The organism is Conexibacter sp. JCM 18997 (assembly GCF_055391915.1).
In genome coordinates, this window is record NZ_AP043885.1 from 2,624,680 (window position 1) to 2,640,346 (window position 15,667).

Sequence of the window (15,667 nt, forward strand, 5' to 3'; positions counted from 1 at the left end):
TCCGCATCGGCACCCGGAGCGCCGCGCTTGAGCGGCGCCGCCTACTTCGGCGGGCGCAGGACGGTCATCGCCGCCTTCAGCACCGGCTTGGGCAGGTGGTCGGTGGACCGGAGCATCGCCATGCCCGCCTTGGAGCGGGCCGGCGTGCCGCGGCCGTAGCGCTTGTTGGCCCAGCCGCCGTCGGCCGGGAAGCGGTGGTGCAGCGGCCGGTCGCCGACGCCGTCGCCCAGCGCGCGGCCGATGACCAGGCGCTGGATCTCGCTCGTGCCCTCGAAGATCGTGAAGAGCTTCGCGTCGCGCGACCACTTCTCGACGGGCAGGTCGTTGATGTAGCCCCACCCGCCGCAGGTCTGGATCGCCTGCTCGGTGGCCCGGACCGCGGCCTCGGAGGCCTTCAGCTTGGCCATCGATCCCTCGCCGTGCTGCCAGGGGATCCGCTGCGCGGCCATCCACGACGCGCGCCAGGTGAGCAGGCGGGCGGCGTCGAGATCGCAGGCGATGTCGGCCAGCGGGAACGAGACGCCCTGGTTGTCGATGATCGGCCCGCCGAACGCCTCGCGCTCGGTGGCCCACTCGGTGGCGAACTCCAGCGCCGCGCGGCCGATCCCCACGGCCATGGCGGCGACCATCGGACGCGTCTGCTCGAAGGCGCCCAGCGTCTTGGAGCGGGCACCCTCGGCCTTGGCCAGCTGGCGCTCCAGGCGCTCGTCGCCGCCGAGCAGGTGGTCGGCCGGCACGCGCACGCCCTCCAGCAGCAGCTCGGCCGTGTGCGAGGCGCGGCACCCGAGCTTGTCGAGCTTGCGCACGAGCGTCAGCCCCGGCGTGCCGCCCGGCACGATGAACAGCGCCTGGCCGCGATGGCCCTTGCTCGGATCCACGGTCGCGTTGACCACGTGGACGTTGGCGATCCCGCCGTTGCCGATCCAGATCTTGTGACCGTCGATCACCCACTCGTCGCCGTCGCGCCGCGCGGTGGTGCGCAGGTTGCGCACGTCGCTGCCGCCCTGGGGCTCGCTGACCGCCAGCGCCGCGAGCTTCAGATCGCCCGGCTCGCCGAAGCACTCCGGTGCCCAACGCAGCAGCTGCTCGGGCGTGCCCGCCTGGGCCATCGCCGAGAGCGCCAGCGCCGGCATCACCGTGGCCAGCCCGATCCCCCCGCAGCCCCAGAACAGCTCCTCCAGGAACAGCGGCAGCGACAGGCCGGTCGGGTCGCCGATCAGGTCGCGGTAGAAGAGCGGGTTGTAGAAGCCCTCGCGCGCCGCCGCCTCCAGCACCGGCCACGGGAACTCCTGCTCGCGGTCGTAGTGCGCCGCGACCGGCCGCACCTGCTCGGCGGCGAAGCGGTGCGCGCGCTCGACGAGCTCCAGGTGCGCCGGGGTCAGCGACAGGTCGAAGGCCATCAGCGTTCGACGATCGCGACGACGCCCTGGCCGCCGGCGGCGCAGATCGAGATCAGCGCGCGACCGGACCCGCGCTCGGCCAGCAGCTTGGCCGCGGTGGCCAGGATCCGCCCGCCGGTCGCGGCGAACGGGTGGCCCAGCGCCAGCGAGGAGCCCACGACGTTGAGCTTGGTGCGATCGATCGCGCCCGTGCCGTCGGCCTCCCAGGCGGCCAGCGTGGCCAGCACCTGCGACGCGAACGCCTCGTGGATCTCGTAGAGGTCGAAGTCCTGCAGCGTCAGCCCGTTGCGGGCCAGCAGCCGGGGCACCGCGTGGACCGGCGCCATCAGCAGGCCCTCGTCGCCGTGGATGTAGTCGACCGCGGCGGTCTCGGCGTCGCGCAGCCAGGCCAGGACGGGCAGCGACCGCTCGGCCGCCCACGCCTCGCTGGACAGCAGCACGGCCGACGCGCCGTCGCTCAGCGGCGTCGAGTTGCCCGCGGTCATCGTCGCGTCGTCGCTCTCGCCGAACACGGGCTTCAGCTTGGCCAGCTTCTCCACCGTCGAGTCCGGCCGCAGGTTCTGGTCGCGCTCCAGGCCCAGGTACGGCGTGACCAGATCGGCGAAGAAGCCGCGCTCGTAGGCGGCGGCCGCGTGCTGGTGGCTGGCCGCGGTCAGCTCGTCCTGCGCCTCGCGGGTGATGCCCCACCTGGCCGCCGTGACCGCGGCGTGCTCGCCCATCGACAGCCCCGTGCGCGGTTCGGCGTTGCGTGGGATGTCGGGCACGACCTGCCCGGGGCGCAGCGCGCCCAGCAGCTTCACGCGGCCCACCGTGGACGGGGTGCGCCGCGCGCGCATCAGCACCTGTCGCAGGTCCTCGTTGAGCGCCAGCGGCGCGTCGGACGTCGTGTCGGTGCCGCCGGCGATGCCCACGTCGATCTGGCCGAGGGCGATCTTGTTGGCCACGGCGATCGCGGCCTGGATGCCCGTGTCGCAGGCCTGCTGGAGGTCGTAGGCCGGGGTCTCGCTGCTCAGCGCGCTGCCCAGCACGCACTCGCGCACGAGGTTGAAGTCGCGGCTGTGCTTGAGCACCGCTCCGGCGACGACCTCCCCCAGCCGCTCGCCGCCCAGCCCGAAGCGCGCGACGAGCCCGTCGAGCGCCGTCGTGAGCATGTCCTGGTTGGAGGCTTCCGCGTAGGGACCGTTGGATCGGGCAAAGGGGATTCGGTTGCCACCGAGGATCGCGACGTTCATCATCTCTCCATGTACCATCATTTCGTGTAACTATGCCTGATCTGCTGACGAACCTCATGGAATCGCCGCCTGGGCGCGCGATCACGAAACAGCTCGGCGTCCCCGAGGCGACGCCGCTGCGCCGCCACGAGCCTGGCCAGTCGCTGCTCGACGGTCCGGCGCTGATCGGCGGCGACGGGCCGCTGCGCGCCGAGGCCGAGCGTGTGCTGACCACTGCCGGCGCACCGCCCATACCCGAGGCTCCCGATGACGACACGCGCCTGGGTGCGCTGGTCTTCGATGCCTCCGGCCTGGTCACGCCCGCCGACCTGCGCCGGCTGTACGAGTTCTTCCAGCCCACGGTGCGCCGCGTCGCCCCGTCCGGGCGGGTCCTGGTGCTCGGCCGTCCGCCGGAAGGCCCGGCCGCCGTCGCCCAGCGGGCGCTGGAGGGCTTCGTCCGCGCGCTGGGCAAGGAGCTGCGCGCGGGCGCCACCGCCCAGCTGATCGAGGTGGCCCCGGGCGGTGAGGAGAACCTGGCCTCCGCGTTGCGCTTCCTGGCCTCCGCCAAGTCGGCCTACGTCGACGGGCAGGTGATCCGCGTGGGACCCGGTGACAGCGTGATCCCCGCCGACTGGGAGCACCCGCAGGCCGGCCGTGTCGCCGTCGTCACCGGCGCCTCGCGCGGCATCGGCGCGGCGATCGCCGAGGTCCTGGCCCGGGACGGCGCGCACGTCGTGTGCGTCGACGTGCCCGCCCAGGGCGGGCCGCTGGCCGCGGTGGCCAACGCCGTCGGCGGCACCGCGCTGCAGCTCGACGTGACCGCCGAGGATGCGCCTCAGCGGCTGATCGACCACCTGACCGAGCGCCACGGCGGCGTCGATGCGGTCATCCACAACGCCGGCATCACCCGCGACCGCACGCTGGCGCGGATGGACGACGCCGAGTGGGACGTGCTGATGGCCGTCAACCTGGCCGCGCCGCAGCGCCTCACGCAGGCGCTGATCGACGCGGGCACGCTGAACGAGGCGGGCCGCGTGGTCGTCGTCTCGTCGGTCAGCGGCATCGCCGGCAACCGCGGGCAGGTCAACTACGCCACCGCCAAGGCGGGGCTGATCGGCCTGACCCTGGAGCTGGCGCCCGCGCTGGGCCCGCAGCGCACGATCAACGCGGTCGCGCCCGGGTTCATCGAGACCGAGATGACCGCGGCGATGCCGTTCTTCACGCGCGAGGCCGGCCGGCGCATGAACAGCCTGTCCCAGGGCGGGCAGCCGATCGACGTGGCCGAGACGATCGCCTGGCTGGCCAGCCCGGCGGCGGGCGGCATCACCGCCAACGTCGTCCGCGTGTGCGGGCAGTCGCTGCTGGGCGCCTGATGCTGGACCTGTACGCCCGCGCGGTCGTCGGGTCGCTGCCGCTGGTCGGCGGGGGCGGCGACGGGACGCTGCCCGACCTGGCCCCGAGCGCCGCGGGCGTCCAGCCCGAGCGCGAGCGGCTGGCCGCCTACGACCGCGTGTGCGGCTTTCGGCTGCGGGACGCGCTCCCCTCGACCTACATCCACGTGCTCGCCTTCCCCCTGGCGCTGCGGCTGCTGGTCGATCGCTCGTTCCCGTTCGGCGCGCTGGGCCTCGTCCACGTGCGCAACCGCATCGTCCAGCACCGCCCGGCACGGCTGGGCGAGGCGCTGGACCTGACCGTGCACGCCGAGCGCCTGGCCGAGCATCCCAAGGGCCAGACCGTCGACGTCGTCGGGCGCGCGCACGTCGGCGACGAGCTCGTCTGGGAGGACGTCTCGACCTACCTGGCCAAGGGGCGCGGCAACGCCGCCGCCGCGGCCGACGACGACGGTCCCGAGGTGCCCGACGACCTGGCCGAGCGGGCCCGCTGGGACGTGCCCGGCGACATCGGCCGCCGCTACGCGGCCGTGTCGGGCGACCGCAACCCGATCCACCTGCACGCCCTGTCGGCCAAGGCGTTCGGCCTGCGGGCGCCGATCGCCCACGGGATGTGGGTCAAGGCCCGCTGCCTGGCCGCGTTGGAGGACGTGCTGCCCGGCGCCTACACGGTCGACGTGCGCTTCAAGGCCCCGCTGTTCCTGCCCGCGCAGGTGGTCTTCGCCGGCGGTGCGGGCGGCTTCGCCGTGCGCTCAGGCAGCGGGAAGCCGCACCTCGAAGGCGTCGTTAGCTGACGCCCTCGCCGGGCGGGCAGGCGCCCATCAGGTCCTTGACCACCGCGTTGGGCGCGATCCCGCAGCCGACCAGCGCGGTGCCGACGTCGACGACCGTCCATCCCTTGGTGCCCGCGGGGTTGACCAGCATGAAGTAGGCCGGCTGGAACTTGTTCTCGCCCGCCTTCGTCGCGGTCTGCCAGGCGATCGCCCAGTTCTTGGCCACCGACGAGATCTTGATGCGGTCGACGACGTACCAGGCCTTGGGCGTCTGGTTGACGTCGCCCACCGGCGTCGACTTCACGGCGGCGGTGATCGCCGCCTTCTGCCCGGCGGTGGGCGCCTTGGCGGCCGAGGCCGGAACCGCGGCGGCGGCCGCGACGAGAGCGGTGGCGGCGAGCGCGGCCAGCGGAGTCCTCAGTGACATGGCGCCACCATAGTGGCCGTTCGCTAGAGGGAGCGCAGATAGGCCAGGACGGCCAGGACGCGCCGGTGATCGTCGTCGCTGGCCGGCAGATCCAGCTTGGAGAAGATCGAGGAGACGTGCTTCTCGACCGCGCTGGAGGTGATCACCAGCTCGCGGCCGATCGCCGCGTTCGTGCGGCCCTCGGCCATCAGCCCGAGCACCTCGCGCTCGCGGGGGGACAGCCCGCCCAGCTCGCCCTCGCCGTCGCGCGGGTCGCGGGCCCGCAGCAGCGTGCTGACCACCTCGCTGTCCAGCGCCGTGCCGCCCGCGGCCACGCGGTTGACCGCGTCCAGGAACCCCTTGACCTCGCCCACGCGCTCCTTGAGCAGGTAGCCGACGCCCTCGGCGCCCGCGGCCAGCAGCTCGGCCGTGTAGGCCGGCTCCACGTACTGCGACAGGATCAGGATCCCCACGTCGGGGTGTCGGCGGCGCGCCTCGATCGCCGCGCGCACGCCCTCGTCGGTGAAGGTCGGCGGCAGGCGCACGTCGACGATCGCCAGGTCCGGCTTGTGCCCGTTGATCACCCGCAGCAGGCCGGGCCCGTCGTCGACGTGGGCGACGACCTCGATGTCGTGGTCGGACAGCAGGGCGATCAGGCCCTCGCGCAGCAGCGCGTTGTCCTCGGCGATCACGACCCGCATGGCAGCTCCACGCGCACCAGTGTGCCGCTCGCGGCGATGCTCGTCACGTTGAGCGTGCCGTCGACCGCCTCCACCCGCCGGCGCAGGCCGGTCAGCCCGCCGCCCGACGGGTCGGCGCCACCGGGCCCGTCGTCGGCGATCTCCACGCTCAGCGTGTCGGGCGATTGGGACACGGTGACCGAGGCGTGGGCGCGCGGCGCGTGCTTGGCCACGTTGGTCAGCGCCTCGGCGACGACGAAGTACGCCGCGGTCTCGATCACCGGCACGGGGCGATGGTCGGCCTCGATGCTCCCGTGCACGGAGACCGGGATCGCCGAGCGCTTGCCCAGCGCCTCGACCGCGGCGATCAGCCCGCGGTCGGCCAGCACCGGCGGCGCGATGCCGCGGGCCAGGTCGCGCAGCTCGCCGATCGCCGCCGTCGCCTCGCCCCGGGCCCGGCGCACGAGCTCGGCCACCTCCGGTCGGTCGTCGAGGCGCTCCTCGGCGCGGCCCAGGTGCATCGACAGCGCCACCAGCCGCGCCTGCGCGCCGTCGTGCAGATCGCGCTCGATGCGCCGCAGCTCGGCGGCCTGCACGTCCAGCGCGCCGCGCCGGGTGCGCGTCAGCTCGTCGACGCGCTCGGTCAGCTGCTGCTCGCGGGCGAACAGCTGACGGCGATAGACGATCAGCGCGTGGATCGGGATGCTGATCGAGAACAGCGAGATCAGCCACACCGGGAAGAAGTTGCCGCCGCCGGTCAGCCCCCACACGCACACGTCGGCCAGGCACAGCACGACGCCGACGATCACGTGGATGGCCAGGCCGCGTTCGGCGGGGCTCGGGCGGTCCAGGCCCCACCAGATGCCGGCGTGCAGGGCCAGCGGCACGGCCAGCCCGAGGTAGACCCAGGCGGGCCAGAAATAGCCGCCCGTGGTCGACCAGAGCAGGAACACGGCCAGCGCGACGGCCACCGAGATGCCGGTCTGGAAGCCCAGGGCCATGCGGACGGACGAGCGCTGCATGCCGCTCAGCATGACGCAGCGCCAGGTCGCCGTGACTGAGGTGCGGTGGTGTGTCGCGGTGGGGGCAGCCTCAGCCCGAGGAGTACCGTTGTCGGGAGATGCCCCGCGACGTGCTGATCGGCTACGACGGCTCCGACAACGCCAAGCTGGCGCTGCGCCAGGCGGTCGAGATCGCCGAGGCGACCAACGCCCGCCTGACCGTAATGAGCGTCGTCCCCGACGTCGCCGCAACCGTCCAGGCCGCCTGGCTGGCCGGCGGCAACCCGCAGGCGCTCGAGCAGGAGATGACCGAGCAGGTCAGCGCGACGCTCGAGGAGGCGATCGCGCTCGTGCCCGACGGTCTGCCCGTGACCAAGCTGCTCGGCCACGGCCACGCCGGTCCGGCGCTGATCGGCGCGATCGAGGAGCACGGCTGCGATCTCGTCGTCGTCGGCACGCGCGGGCGCGGCGCGCTGCAGTCGCTGCTGCTGGGCAGCGTGACCGAGCACCTGGTCAGCAACAGCTCGGTGCCGGTCGTCGTCGTGCCGCCGCCCTCGCGGCTGCGCGCCGATCTGGCGGGCTAGGCGACGCCGAGCGCCGCGGCGGCCCGCGCCCAGGCGTCGGGATCGGCGGCGGCAGAGCCGGCGCCGATCGTCATGCGCGGTCGGCCGCCGGGGCGGTTCAGGTTGGCCAGCGCCAGATCGAGCGAGGCGATCGGCACCTCGGCCTCGGTGGCCAGGTCCAGCGCGCGGCGGTCCAGCAGGATCGTGTCGCCGATGCCGAACACGCGCTTGGCGGCCAGCGTCGCGTCGTCGTTGCCGGTGGCCAGCAGCGACGGCCCGTCGAGCTCGGCCAGGCCCAGGCGCCCGACGACGGCCAGCAGGTCGTAGCGCCCGCGGCCCACGCCGGCCACCGTGCCCAGGCGCTCGTACAGGCGCTCGAAGCGGCGCTCGGGCGTCCACGCGGGATCGCCGGACAGCGCGGCGGCCGGCCCGCCGTTGCGCTCGGCCCACGCGCGCAGCGAGGCCAGGCCGCGCGCGGCGGAGGCCGGGTCGGCGAACGGGGAGCGGGCGCCCAGCGTGACGCCGTCCAGCGCGGGCGCGGCGGCGTCGCCGTTCCAGGGCACGACGACGTCGGCCAGCTCGGCAAAGGGATCCTCGGCCTCGTCCAGCGGGCCCAGCAGCACGATCTGGGCGGCCAGCCAGATGCCCTCGTCGCGATCGGCGGCCGCGGCGGCGTCGGCGTACAGCCCGGGCGGCGCGACGGCCAGCTCGGCCAGGCGGCCGGTGGCGAAGCCGATCTCCTCGGCCAGCTGCTCGGCGTCGGCCGTGGCGCGCAGGCCGGGGACCAGCGAGGAGCTGTAGCCGTCGTCCGCGGCGCGGGTCAGGCGGCGCACGCGCACCGCGCTGGAACCGCCCGCACGGCGGGTCGCCGTGCCCGACGCTGCGCTGCGCGGACGCGAGGCCGTCGACTTCGCCCGTTCCCGCGGCGCCTCCGGCTCACGGCAGATCGGGCAGTTCTGGACGAAGCGGTTGTGACGGCAGAAGGAGGGCACTGCCGTTGATCGTAGAGCGCGGTCTGTGACGCGGGTGTTACGCGGCCATCCGCGACCACGTCGCGGCGGCCAGCAGCGGATCCGGCTCCGCCACGGCCACCGGGCGCAGCCGGTCGCGCGTGAGTCCCAGCTCCAGCGCGACGGCGTCGATCAGCTCGGCGCTGCGGCGCGTGGCGGTCTCCCAGCACGCGGTCAGCAGCGTCTTGTCGGCGATCCGCACGGGACCGGTGACGATGCGGATGCCGTGGCCGGGCGGCGGCTTGGGCAGGTCGAGCGGGTCGATCGGCCGCACGCTGGGCGGCCCACCGGTGATCGCCGCGACGGTGATCTGCGTGCGCGCCTTGGGCCGGCGCGGCGGGGGCAGCACGCCCCACGTCGCGGCCCGCAGGGTCGCGTCGCGCTCCAGCGCCTCGCGGCCGCGGTCACCCGTGGGGCGCCGGCGGGTGCGGTTGCCCGCGCGCATCTCGGGCAGGCGGACGAACAGCAGGTCCGCGATCAGCCAGCTCAGCATCAGGCACAGCGCGACCGTGGTCAGCGCCGGCGCCCACACGTCCTGGACCAGGCACATGTTGCGGCCCTCGCCGGCGGGTGGGCACGACGCCGAGGACGTGTCGATCGGCAAGGCCAGGGCCAGGCCGATCAGGAGCCCTGCGGCAAGGAAGACCAGATGAGGCAGTCGACGGAGCACGCGCATTCCGCAGATTCATCGGCGGGAGCCCCGGACACCTGACCCGGGTCCCCCGGTCCTGGACGAACGGGGGACCCTGAGACGCGGTTGCGTCAGTTGCCGATCTCTCCCCGCACCACGCGGTACCCCGGACGGGCGGTCCCGTTGGGGTTCGTCAGCCCCGCGTCGAAGCGGGCGCTGGAGGGCGCGCCGGTCCACTGGAAGATGTACAGGCGCTTGATCCGCGAGTTGGACGCGGCGATCTTGAACATCAGCTTCAGCGCGCGCGCCGCGCGGGCCTGGCCCTTGCGCCCACCCGGGAAGTTCGAGCCGAACTTGACGATGCCGCCCGTCTCCGTCAGCCACACCTGGCCGCGCACGGCCTTCAGGAAGGCCTTCGTGCGGGTGGTCGAGTTGCGGTTGGTGTCGGAGTAGTTGTGCAGGCCCCAGATCGTCGGCGCCGGCTTGGCGTAGCGCTGGAACTCCTTCAGGTAGGCCAGCGACGGCTCCATGTTGACGCCGTCGAGCAGGTCCAGGCCGGTGACCGTGCAGCCCTTGCAGACCTTGCGCAGCTGCATGTAGTACGTCGCGGCGGTCTTCGCGCTGGGGCTGGCGAAGGCGCCCGGGACCGTGCCGCGGTTGGCCTCGTTCCAGGGCTGGTACTCCCGTACGTACGGGAACGCCTTGATGAACTTGCTCACGGCCGAGGAGTACGCGCCGGCGCTGGGCAGCTTCTCCGGCGTGTAGCGCGAGTGGTAGAAGGCGACCAGGACCTGCTTGCCGGTCAGCTGGGCGGCCTTGATGAAGGCGTCCGCGTTGCGCGCGTCGATGCCGTGGTTGATCGCGTCGTACGGTGCGATGTAGCGCACGATCGGCACGTCGAGCGCTTGGAACAGCGGGTTGGCGAACATCGCGGCCTGCTGATCGCCGATGCCGATCTCGGCGGCGCTGGAGGTGGCCGGGGCGGTCAGGGCGACGGCGGCAGCGCAGCCGATGGCCGCGACGAGAGGGCGGAACATCATCCGACCTTACCGAGCCAGACGGTCCAATCCCCCCAGAAACAGCTTCGCGCAGAACGCGGCGGCGCCATCGACGTCGGGCGGATCGTCGTCGAGCATGCGCACGCCGACCTCGAAGGCCGTGCCGCTCATGGCCGCGGCCATCCGGTTGGTGTCGTGATCGGGCACCAGCCCGGCGGCGATGCCGTCGCGCAGGTCGGTGGCCAGCTCGTCGATCACCGCGGCGATCCCGGGCACGTCGAACATCGCCCGGATCGTGCCCGCGTTGCGGCGCATCAGCTCGAACATCTCGCGGTCCTCGACGAGCAGCTCGAAGTACGCGCGGAAGCCGTCGGCCACGAACCCTTCCAGCGTGGTGCCCTTCAGACGCGCCGCGTGCGTGCGGCTGCCCGCCTCGCGCGCGGTCTCGTCGATCAGCGCGCGGAAGACCGCTTCCTTGTCGGGGAAGTAGTTGTAGAAGGTGCCGCTGGCCAGGCCGGTGCGCCGGACGATGTCGCGCACGCTGGCCGCGCCGTAGCCCAGCTCGGAGAAGACCTCGCGGGCCGCGCGCAGGATCGCCTCGCGGTTGGCCTGCTTGGTGCGCTCGCGCTTGCCGCTGGCCTCCGTCGCGCTCAAGCGGCGACCGCCTGCTCGTCGCGCGGGACGGGGAGCGCGAACCCGCCGGCGGCGGCGCGCTTGGCCCCTTCGCGCCGCTCGCGGTCGACGTCGAGCAGGTAGTCCTCGAAGTCGACCTGGATCGTGTGGCGCTTGGAGCTGACGTAGCGCTTGTTCATCGCCGCCATGTCGCTGCGGATCGCCTCGCGCATCGCGGGCGGCGCCGGCAGCGCGTAGCGCCCCGACAGGTACTCGGCCACCCACGCGCCCTGCGCCTCGGCCAGCGGCATGATCGCCCCGAGCGGCTGCAGCAGCCCGATGAAGGCCAGGTCGGTGTAGTCGGGATGGAAGACGCGCTGGAACAGCTCGATGTGGTTGTCGGGCGCGGCGACGAGCTCCTCGTCGAAGAACGGGAACGTGATCTTGTAGCCCGTGCAGTAGACGACGACGTCGGCGTGGACCGACGTGCCGTCGGTGAACACCACGCGATCGCCCTCGAGGCGCTCGATGTTCGGCTTCGGCTGGACGGTGCCGTGACCGATGCGATCGAGGATGCGGCCCGAGACGGTCGGGTGGGCGGAGCCGAAGTGGTGGTCGGGCTTGGGCAGGCCGTACTTCTCCGGGCGGCCGGCCTGGGCGATGACGATCGCCTCCATGAAGCGCTGGCGGATCGGCCACGGGATCTTCGGGTTGTTCTTCAACACCTGGTCCATCGGGCGCCCGAAGACGTACTTGGGCAGGATCCAGGCGCCGCGGCGGGCGGCCAGGTAGGTCGACTTGGCCACGTAGCTGGACTCGACGGCGATGTCCATGCCGCTGTTGCCCATGCCCAGGACGACGACGTCCTTGTCGCGCAGGACGTCCTCGCTCTCGTACTCGTGGGCGTGCATCTGGACGCCCTCGAACGTGTCGGAGCCCGGGAAGGCCGGCTCGGGCCAGCGCGCGTTCCAGTGGTGGCCGTTGGCCACCAGCAGCGCGTCGAAGCGCTCCTTGGTGCCGTCGCCCAGCGTCAGCGTCCAGCCGCCGCCGTCGTTGTGCTCGGCGTGCGCGACCGTCGTCTCGAAGCGGATCAGCGGGCGCAGGCCGAAGTGGTCGACGTAGTTCTCGAAGTACTCGGCGATGTGGGTGTGGTGCGGGAAGTCCGGATAGGACTTCGGCATCGGGTAGTCGGTGTACTCCATCCGCTCCCGGGACGTGTTGATGTGCAGGCCGCGGTAGGCCGCCGACATCCCGTTGACGTTGCCGAACACCCAGTTGCCGCCGATGCGGTCGGAGGCCTCGAAGACGGTGACCTCGACGCCCTTCTCGTGCAGCCCCTTGGCTGCGGTGATGCCGGACGATCCGGCGCCGATGATGGCGGTGCGGGGCAGGCGGTTCGACACGCGTTCTCCTCCCGGGGACAAAAATGACGCAGGCGTCACCTTAGAGCGTTGTTCGACGTACGTCAACGTTCAGGAGTAGGTTCCGGCGCATGTCCCGCTTCACCGTGGGCTTGGGTCTGGCCGCTGCCGCGGCAACCTTCGCCCTTCCCGCAAGCGCACCGGCGAAGGACTACGCCGGCACCGCGCTGAACATCGTCCCCTCCGGACAGTACGGCAGCGTCCCCGTCCCCGCGGGGGCCGACGAGCAGGCCAAGATGTACGACGGCCTGACGCCCCTGTTCAACCACGTCACGGCCGGCGACCTGACCAAGTTCTTCAAGCCCGAGACGTTCGGCACCGAGGGCCAGTGTCCGTGCCGGACGGAGTCGGTGCCCCGTCGCGGGGTCAAGATCGTGCGCGATCGCTTCAACGTGCCCCACATCACCGGGCGCAACAAGCTGGATCTCGACTGGGCCGCGGGCTGGGTCGCCCAGGAGGACCGCGGGCTGCTGCTCGCCCAGGCGCGCTACCCCGCCCGCTTCGCCGCGCTCGACGCCCCGGGCATCGACGCCTTCGGCCTGGTCACGAGCCTGAAGTCGGTGACGGTCACCAAGCAGGCCGACGCGATCATCGACCGCGAGCAGACCAGCGCGCTGAAGTCGCGCGGCAAGGAAGGCCGGGCGCTGCTGCGCGACGTCGAGATGTACGTCAAGGGCCTCAACGCCCGCCTGAAGGTCGAGAAGTCGACGCAGAAGCCGTACACCCGCGTCGACGTCTACGCGGCCAACGCGCTGGCCGGCCAGATCTTCGGTCAGGGCGGCGGCGACGAGACCCGCCGCTCGATGCTGCTCAACGCGCTGCAGTCGCGCATGGGCGCCGCACCGGGCCAGACCGTCTGGAACGACCTCACCGAGCACCTCGACGAGGACACGCCCACGACGATCGGCCAGCGCTTCCCCTACGAGACGATCCCGTCCAACCCGACCGGCAACTCGATCGTCGACAACGGCTCGCTGAACGCCGCCGGCTCGCGCGCGGTGGCCAACGCGGCCAAGACGCACAAGTACGCGTCGAACTTCCTGATGGTCGCGGGCAACCGCTCCGCGACGGGCCATCCGCTGTTCGTGGCCGGCCCGCAGATCGGCTACTTCTACCCCGGCCTGACGCTGGAGATGGACCTCAAGGCGCCGGGCATCGAGTCGCGCGGCGTGGCCTTCCCCGGCGGCGCCGGCCAGATGCTGATCGGGCGCGGCCCGGACTTCGCCTGGTCGCTGACCTCGGCCGGCTCGGACACCAACGACCAGTTCGTCGAGACGCTGTGCGACGGCTCGGACGTGAAGTACCTGTACAAGGGCAAGTGCCGCGCGATGACCGCGATCGACGCGGGCACGATCGCCGACCAGGGCCCGGTCCGCTACTACACGACGGTCCACGGCCCGGTGCTCGGGTACGCGACCGTGGGTGGCAAGCGCGTGGCCATCTCCTTCCAGCGCTCCAGCCACGGCAAGGACATCCTCTGGCAGCTGATGTTCCGGCGCATGACCGACGGCAAGGTCACCGGGCTGAAGTCGTTCTACGAGGCGGCGGGCACCTCGCCGTTCACGTTCAACGTGGGCTACGCCGACGACAAGAACATCGCGACGTACTCCGCCGGCGCGCTGCCGATCCGCGACCCGCGGGTCGACCCGCGCCTACCCACGATCGGCACGGGCGAGTACGAGTGGAAGGGCTTCCTCAAGACCATGGACCACCCGCACGAGGCCAACCCCGCCTCGGGCAAGCTCGTCAACTGGAACAACAAGCCCGCGCCGGGCTTCGGCTCGTCGGACTCCGAGTGGACGTACGGCTCGATCCAGCGCGTGCAGATGCTCAACGCGGGCATCGACAAGCTGCAGAACCACGACCTGGCGTCGGTCGTCTCGGCCATGAACGGCGCGGCGACGCAGGACCTGCGCGTCGTCGGCACGGTCATGGACGGGATCGCGGGCGTGCTGGCCAGCGGTCCGGCGCCCAACGCGCGTGACCAGCAGATCCTGGACATCCTGCTGGCCTGGCGTGCGGCCGGCGGGTCGCGCGTCGACGCCGACGGTGACGGCAAGGTCGACGGCGGCGCGGCCGCCACGATCATGGACAGCCTGTACCCGCGGATCGCCGACGCCGTGATGGCGCCGGTGCTCGGCCCGCAGCTGCAGCAGCTGTCGGAGCTGGAGGGCACGACGAACTCCACGCGCAGCGGCTTCACCGGCGGGCGCATCAACTACGTCGACAAGGACCTGCGCTCCCTGCTGGGGACGCAGTTCAAGTCACCGTTCGCCACGAAGTTCTGTGGCAACGGCGACCTGGCCGCGTGTCGCGCGTCGCTGTGGCAGGCCGTGGACGACACGCGCCTGGCGCTGACCGCCTCGCAGGGCACGGAGGATCCGGCGGCGTGGACCTCGGACGCGGACGCGGAGAAGATCTCGTTCGCCCCGGGCCTGCTGCCCATCAAGATCCGCTACACGAACCGCCCGAGCGGGATCCAGCAGGTGATCTCGTTCAGCGGGCACCGCAAGGCGCGGCGCTGAGGGAGCTACCCGCCGTTGGTCTGGGCCGGCTCGTCCGCGGGCCGGTACCAGACCTGCTGCTGGGGGAACGGGATCTCGATCCCCTCGGCGTCGAAGGCCGCCTTCATGCGCTCGCGCAGGAGGCGGCTGACGCGCCACTGCTCCGACGGCGTGGTCTTGACCACCAGGCGCAGGGTCACGCTGTGCGCGCCGAGCTGCTCGACGCCCCACAGGTCGGGCGGCTCCAGGATGGCATCGTCCTCCTGGGCGACCTCGTTGGCGATGCGCTCGATGACCGTCTTGGCGTGCTCGATGTCCGTGCCGTAGGCGACCTCGAGGTCCAGCAGCGCGCGCGACCAGTGCTGGCTCATGTTGCCCACGCGGCGGATGTCGCCGTTGGGCACGTGCCACACGGTCCCGTCGACGCTGCGCAGGCGGGTCGTGCGCAGGCTGACGGCCTCGACCGTGCCCGACGTGGTCTGGTCGAGGTCGACGATGTCGCCGACGCCGAACTGGTCCTCGACGAGGATGAAGATGCCCGACAGGAAGTCCTTGACCAGCGACTGCGCGCCGAAGCCCAGCGCGATGCCGACGATGCCCGCGCCGGCCAGCAGCGGGGCCAGGTTGATGCCCAGCTCGCCGAGGATCATCAGGCCGGCGGTGACGAACACGACGAAGCTGGTGACGCTGCCCAGGACGGAGCCCAGCGCCTCGATGCGCTGCTCGGCTCTGAGGCTCGTCTCCCCGGTTTCGAGCAGGGCGTCGGGCGTGGCCCGTCGGACGGCGCCCAGGCGCTCCTTGACCGCGCCGGAGTTCAGCGTGCGCAGGCCGCGCTTGATCGCCCGGCGGGCGATGCGGTTGATGATCAGCGCGACGACGACGATCGCGACGATGGCCAGGGGCTTGCCCAGGACGGCGTCGATGACCCGGGCCGCGGTCTCGTTGCCGGTGACGTCGAGGCTGGTGCGGCACAGCCAGCTGGGGTCGGTCCCGCAGGCGTCGCTGAGCTGCTGGGCGGATGTGGCGGCGAACAGCATCGACGAAGCACCGTAGCGGGGTGCTGTCT

The 15,667-nt window shown here is 72.4% G+C and carries 15 protein-coding genes; 4 read left to right on the plus strand and 11 right to left on the minus strand.

The window, feature by feature from the left end:
• Positions 1-41: 41 nt before the first annotated feature.
• Both ACZ5UI_RS13360 and ACZ5UI_RS13365 read right to left on the minus strand, forming a co-directional pair.
• Complete coding sequence (locus ACZ5UI_RS13360; protein WP_464197713.1) at positions 42-1,400, minus strand: acyl-CoA dehydrogenase family protein; 1,359 nt, start codon at positions 1,398-1,400, stop codon at positions 42-44.
• Complete coding sequence (locus tag ACZ5UI_RS13365) at positions 1,400-2,635, minus strand: acetyl-CoA C-acetyltransferase (RefSeq protein WP_464197715.1); 1,236 nt, start codon at positions 2,633-2,635, stop codon at positions 1,400-1,402. Before ACZ5UI_RS13365 ends, ACZ5UI_RS13360 begins: the two co-directional genes overlap by 1 nt.
• A 29-nt stretch (positions 2,636-2,664) precedes the next feature.
• Here ACZ5UI_RS13365 and ACZ5UI_RS13370 point away from each other — a divergent pair, with 29 nt between their 5' ends.
• A complete protein-coding gene (locus tag ACZ5UI_RS13370) occupies positions 2,665-3,984 on the plus strand; it encodes a 3-oxoacyl-ACP reductase (protein ID WP_464197717.1) in 1,320 nt (439 codons plus the stop codon).
• Entirely contained in the window at positions 3,984-4,796 is an 813-nt protein-coding gene (locus ACZ5UI_RS13375; RefSeq protein ID WP_464197719.1) for a MaoC family dehydratase, read from the plus strand. Before ACZ5UI_RS13370 ends, ACZ5UI_RS13375 begins: the two co-directional genes overlap by 1 nt.
• On the opposite strand, the gene ACZ5UI_RS13380 is transcribed toward ACZ5UI_RS13375, so the two are convergent.
• Genes ACZ5UI_RS13380 through ACZ5UI_RS13390 form a run of 3 tightly spaced genes read right to left on the minus strand, consistent with a single transcriptional unit; the run spans position 4,789 to position 6,883 of the window.
• The gene (locus ACZ5UI_RS13380; RefSeq protein WP_464197721.1) at positions 4,789-5,202 is read right to left on the minus strand and encodes a hypothetical protein; all 414 of its coding nucleotides are present in this window, start codon (positions 5,200-5,202) and stop codon (positions 4,789-4,791) included. The two genes, ACZ5UI_RS13375 and ACZ5UI_RS13380, sit on opposite strands and share 8 nt — an antisense overlap.
• A 23-nt stretch (positions 5,203-5,225) precedes the next feature.
• Entirely contained in the window at positions 5,226-5,882 is a 657-nt protein-coding gene (locus ACZ5UI_RS13385; protein ID WP_464197723.1) for a response regulator, read from the minus strand.
• Entirely contained in the window at positions 5,870-6,883 is a 1,014-nt protein-coding gene (locus tag ACZ5UI_RS13390; protein WP_464197725.1) for a sensor histidine kinase, read from the minus strand. Before ACZ5UI_RS13390 ends, ACZ5UI_RS13385 begins: the two co-directional genes overlap by 13 nt.
• Before the next feature lie 98 nt (positions 6,884-6,981).
• Between ACZ5UI_RS13390 and ACZ5UI_RS13395 the strand changes: the two genes are divergently transcribed.
• Positions 6,982-7,446: a universal stress protein gene (locus ACZ5UI_RS13395; protein WP_464197727.1), complete on the plus strand. Its 465-nt coding sequence runs from the start codon at positions 6,982-6,984 to the stop codon at positions 7,444-7,446.
• Here the strand turns inward: ACZ5UI_RS13395 and ACZ5UI_RS13400 are convergent.
• The 5 genes from ACZ5UI_RS13400 to ACZ5UI_RS13420 form a co-directional block, all read right to left on the minus strand.
• The gene (locus ACZ5UI_RS13400) at positions 7,443-8,417 is read right to left on the minus strand and encodes a hypothetical protein (protein WP_464187526.1); all 975 of its coding nucleotides are present in this window, start codon (positions 8,415-8,417) and stop codon (positions 7,443-7,445) included. The two genes, ACZ5UI_RS13395 and ACZ5UI_RS13400, sit on opposite strands and share 4 nt — an antisense overlap.
• A 37-nt stretch (positions 8,418-8,454) precedes the next feature.
• The gene (locus ACZ5UI_RS13405; RefSeq protein WP_464187528.1) at positions 8,455-9,111 is read right to left on the minus strand and encodes a hypothetical protein; all 657 of its coding nucleotides are present in this window, start codon (positions 9,109-9,111) and stop codon (positions 8,455-8,457) included.
• 86 nt (positions 9,112-9,197) lie between these two features.
• Entirely contained in the window at positions 9,198-10,103 is a 906-nt protein-coding gene (locus tag ACZ5UI_RS13410) for a hypothetical protein (protein WP_464187531.1), read from the minus strand.
• Positions 10,104-10,112: 9 nt separating this feature from the next.
• On the minus strand, positions 10,113-10,718 hold the full coding sequence (locus ACZ5UI_RS13415) for a TetR/AcrR family transcriptional regulator (protein ID WP_464187533.1): 606 nt from the start codon (positions 10,716-10,718) through the stop codon (positions 10,113-10,115).
• The gene (locus ACZ5UI_RS13420) at positions 10,715-12,079 is read right to left on the minus strand and encodes a flavin-containing monooxygenase (protein ID WP_464187535.1); all 1,365 of its coding nucleotides are present in this window, start codon (positions 12,077-12,079) and stop codon (positions 10,715-10,717) included. Before ACZ5UI_RS13420 ends, ACZ5UI_RS13415 begins: the two co-directional genes overlap by 4 nt.
• A gap of 89 nt (positions 12,080-12,168) precedes the next feature.
• Here ACZ5UI_RS13420 and ACZ5UI_RS13425 point away from each other — a divergent pair, with 89 nt between their 5' ends.
• Entirely contained in the window at positions 12,169-14,622 is a 2,454-nt protein-coding gene (locus tag ACZ5UI_RS13425; RefSeq protein WP_464187538.1) for a penicillin acylase family protein, read from the plus strand.
• 5 nt (positions 14,623-14,627) lie between these two features.
• Here ACZ5UI_RS13425 and ACZ5UI_RS13430 read toward each other — a convergent pair whose 3' ends face one another.
• On the minus strand, positions 14,628-15,638 hold the full coding sequence (locus tag ACZ5UI_RS13430) for a mechanosensitive ion channel family protein (RefSeq protein ID WP_464187540.1): 1,011 nt from the start codon (positions 15,636-15,638) through the stop codon (positions 14,628-14,630).
• Between the last annotated feature and the right edge of the window lie 29 nt (positions 15,639-15,667).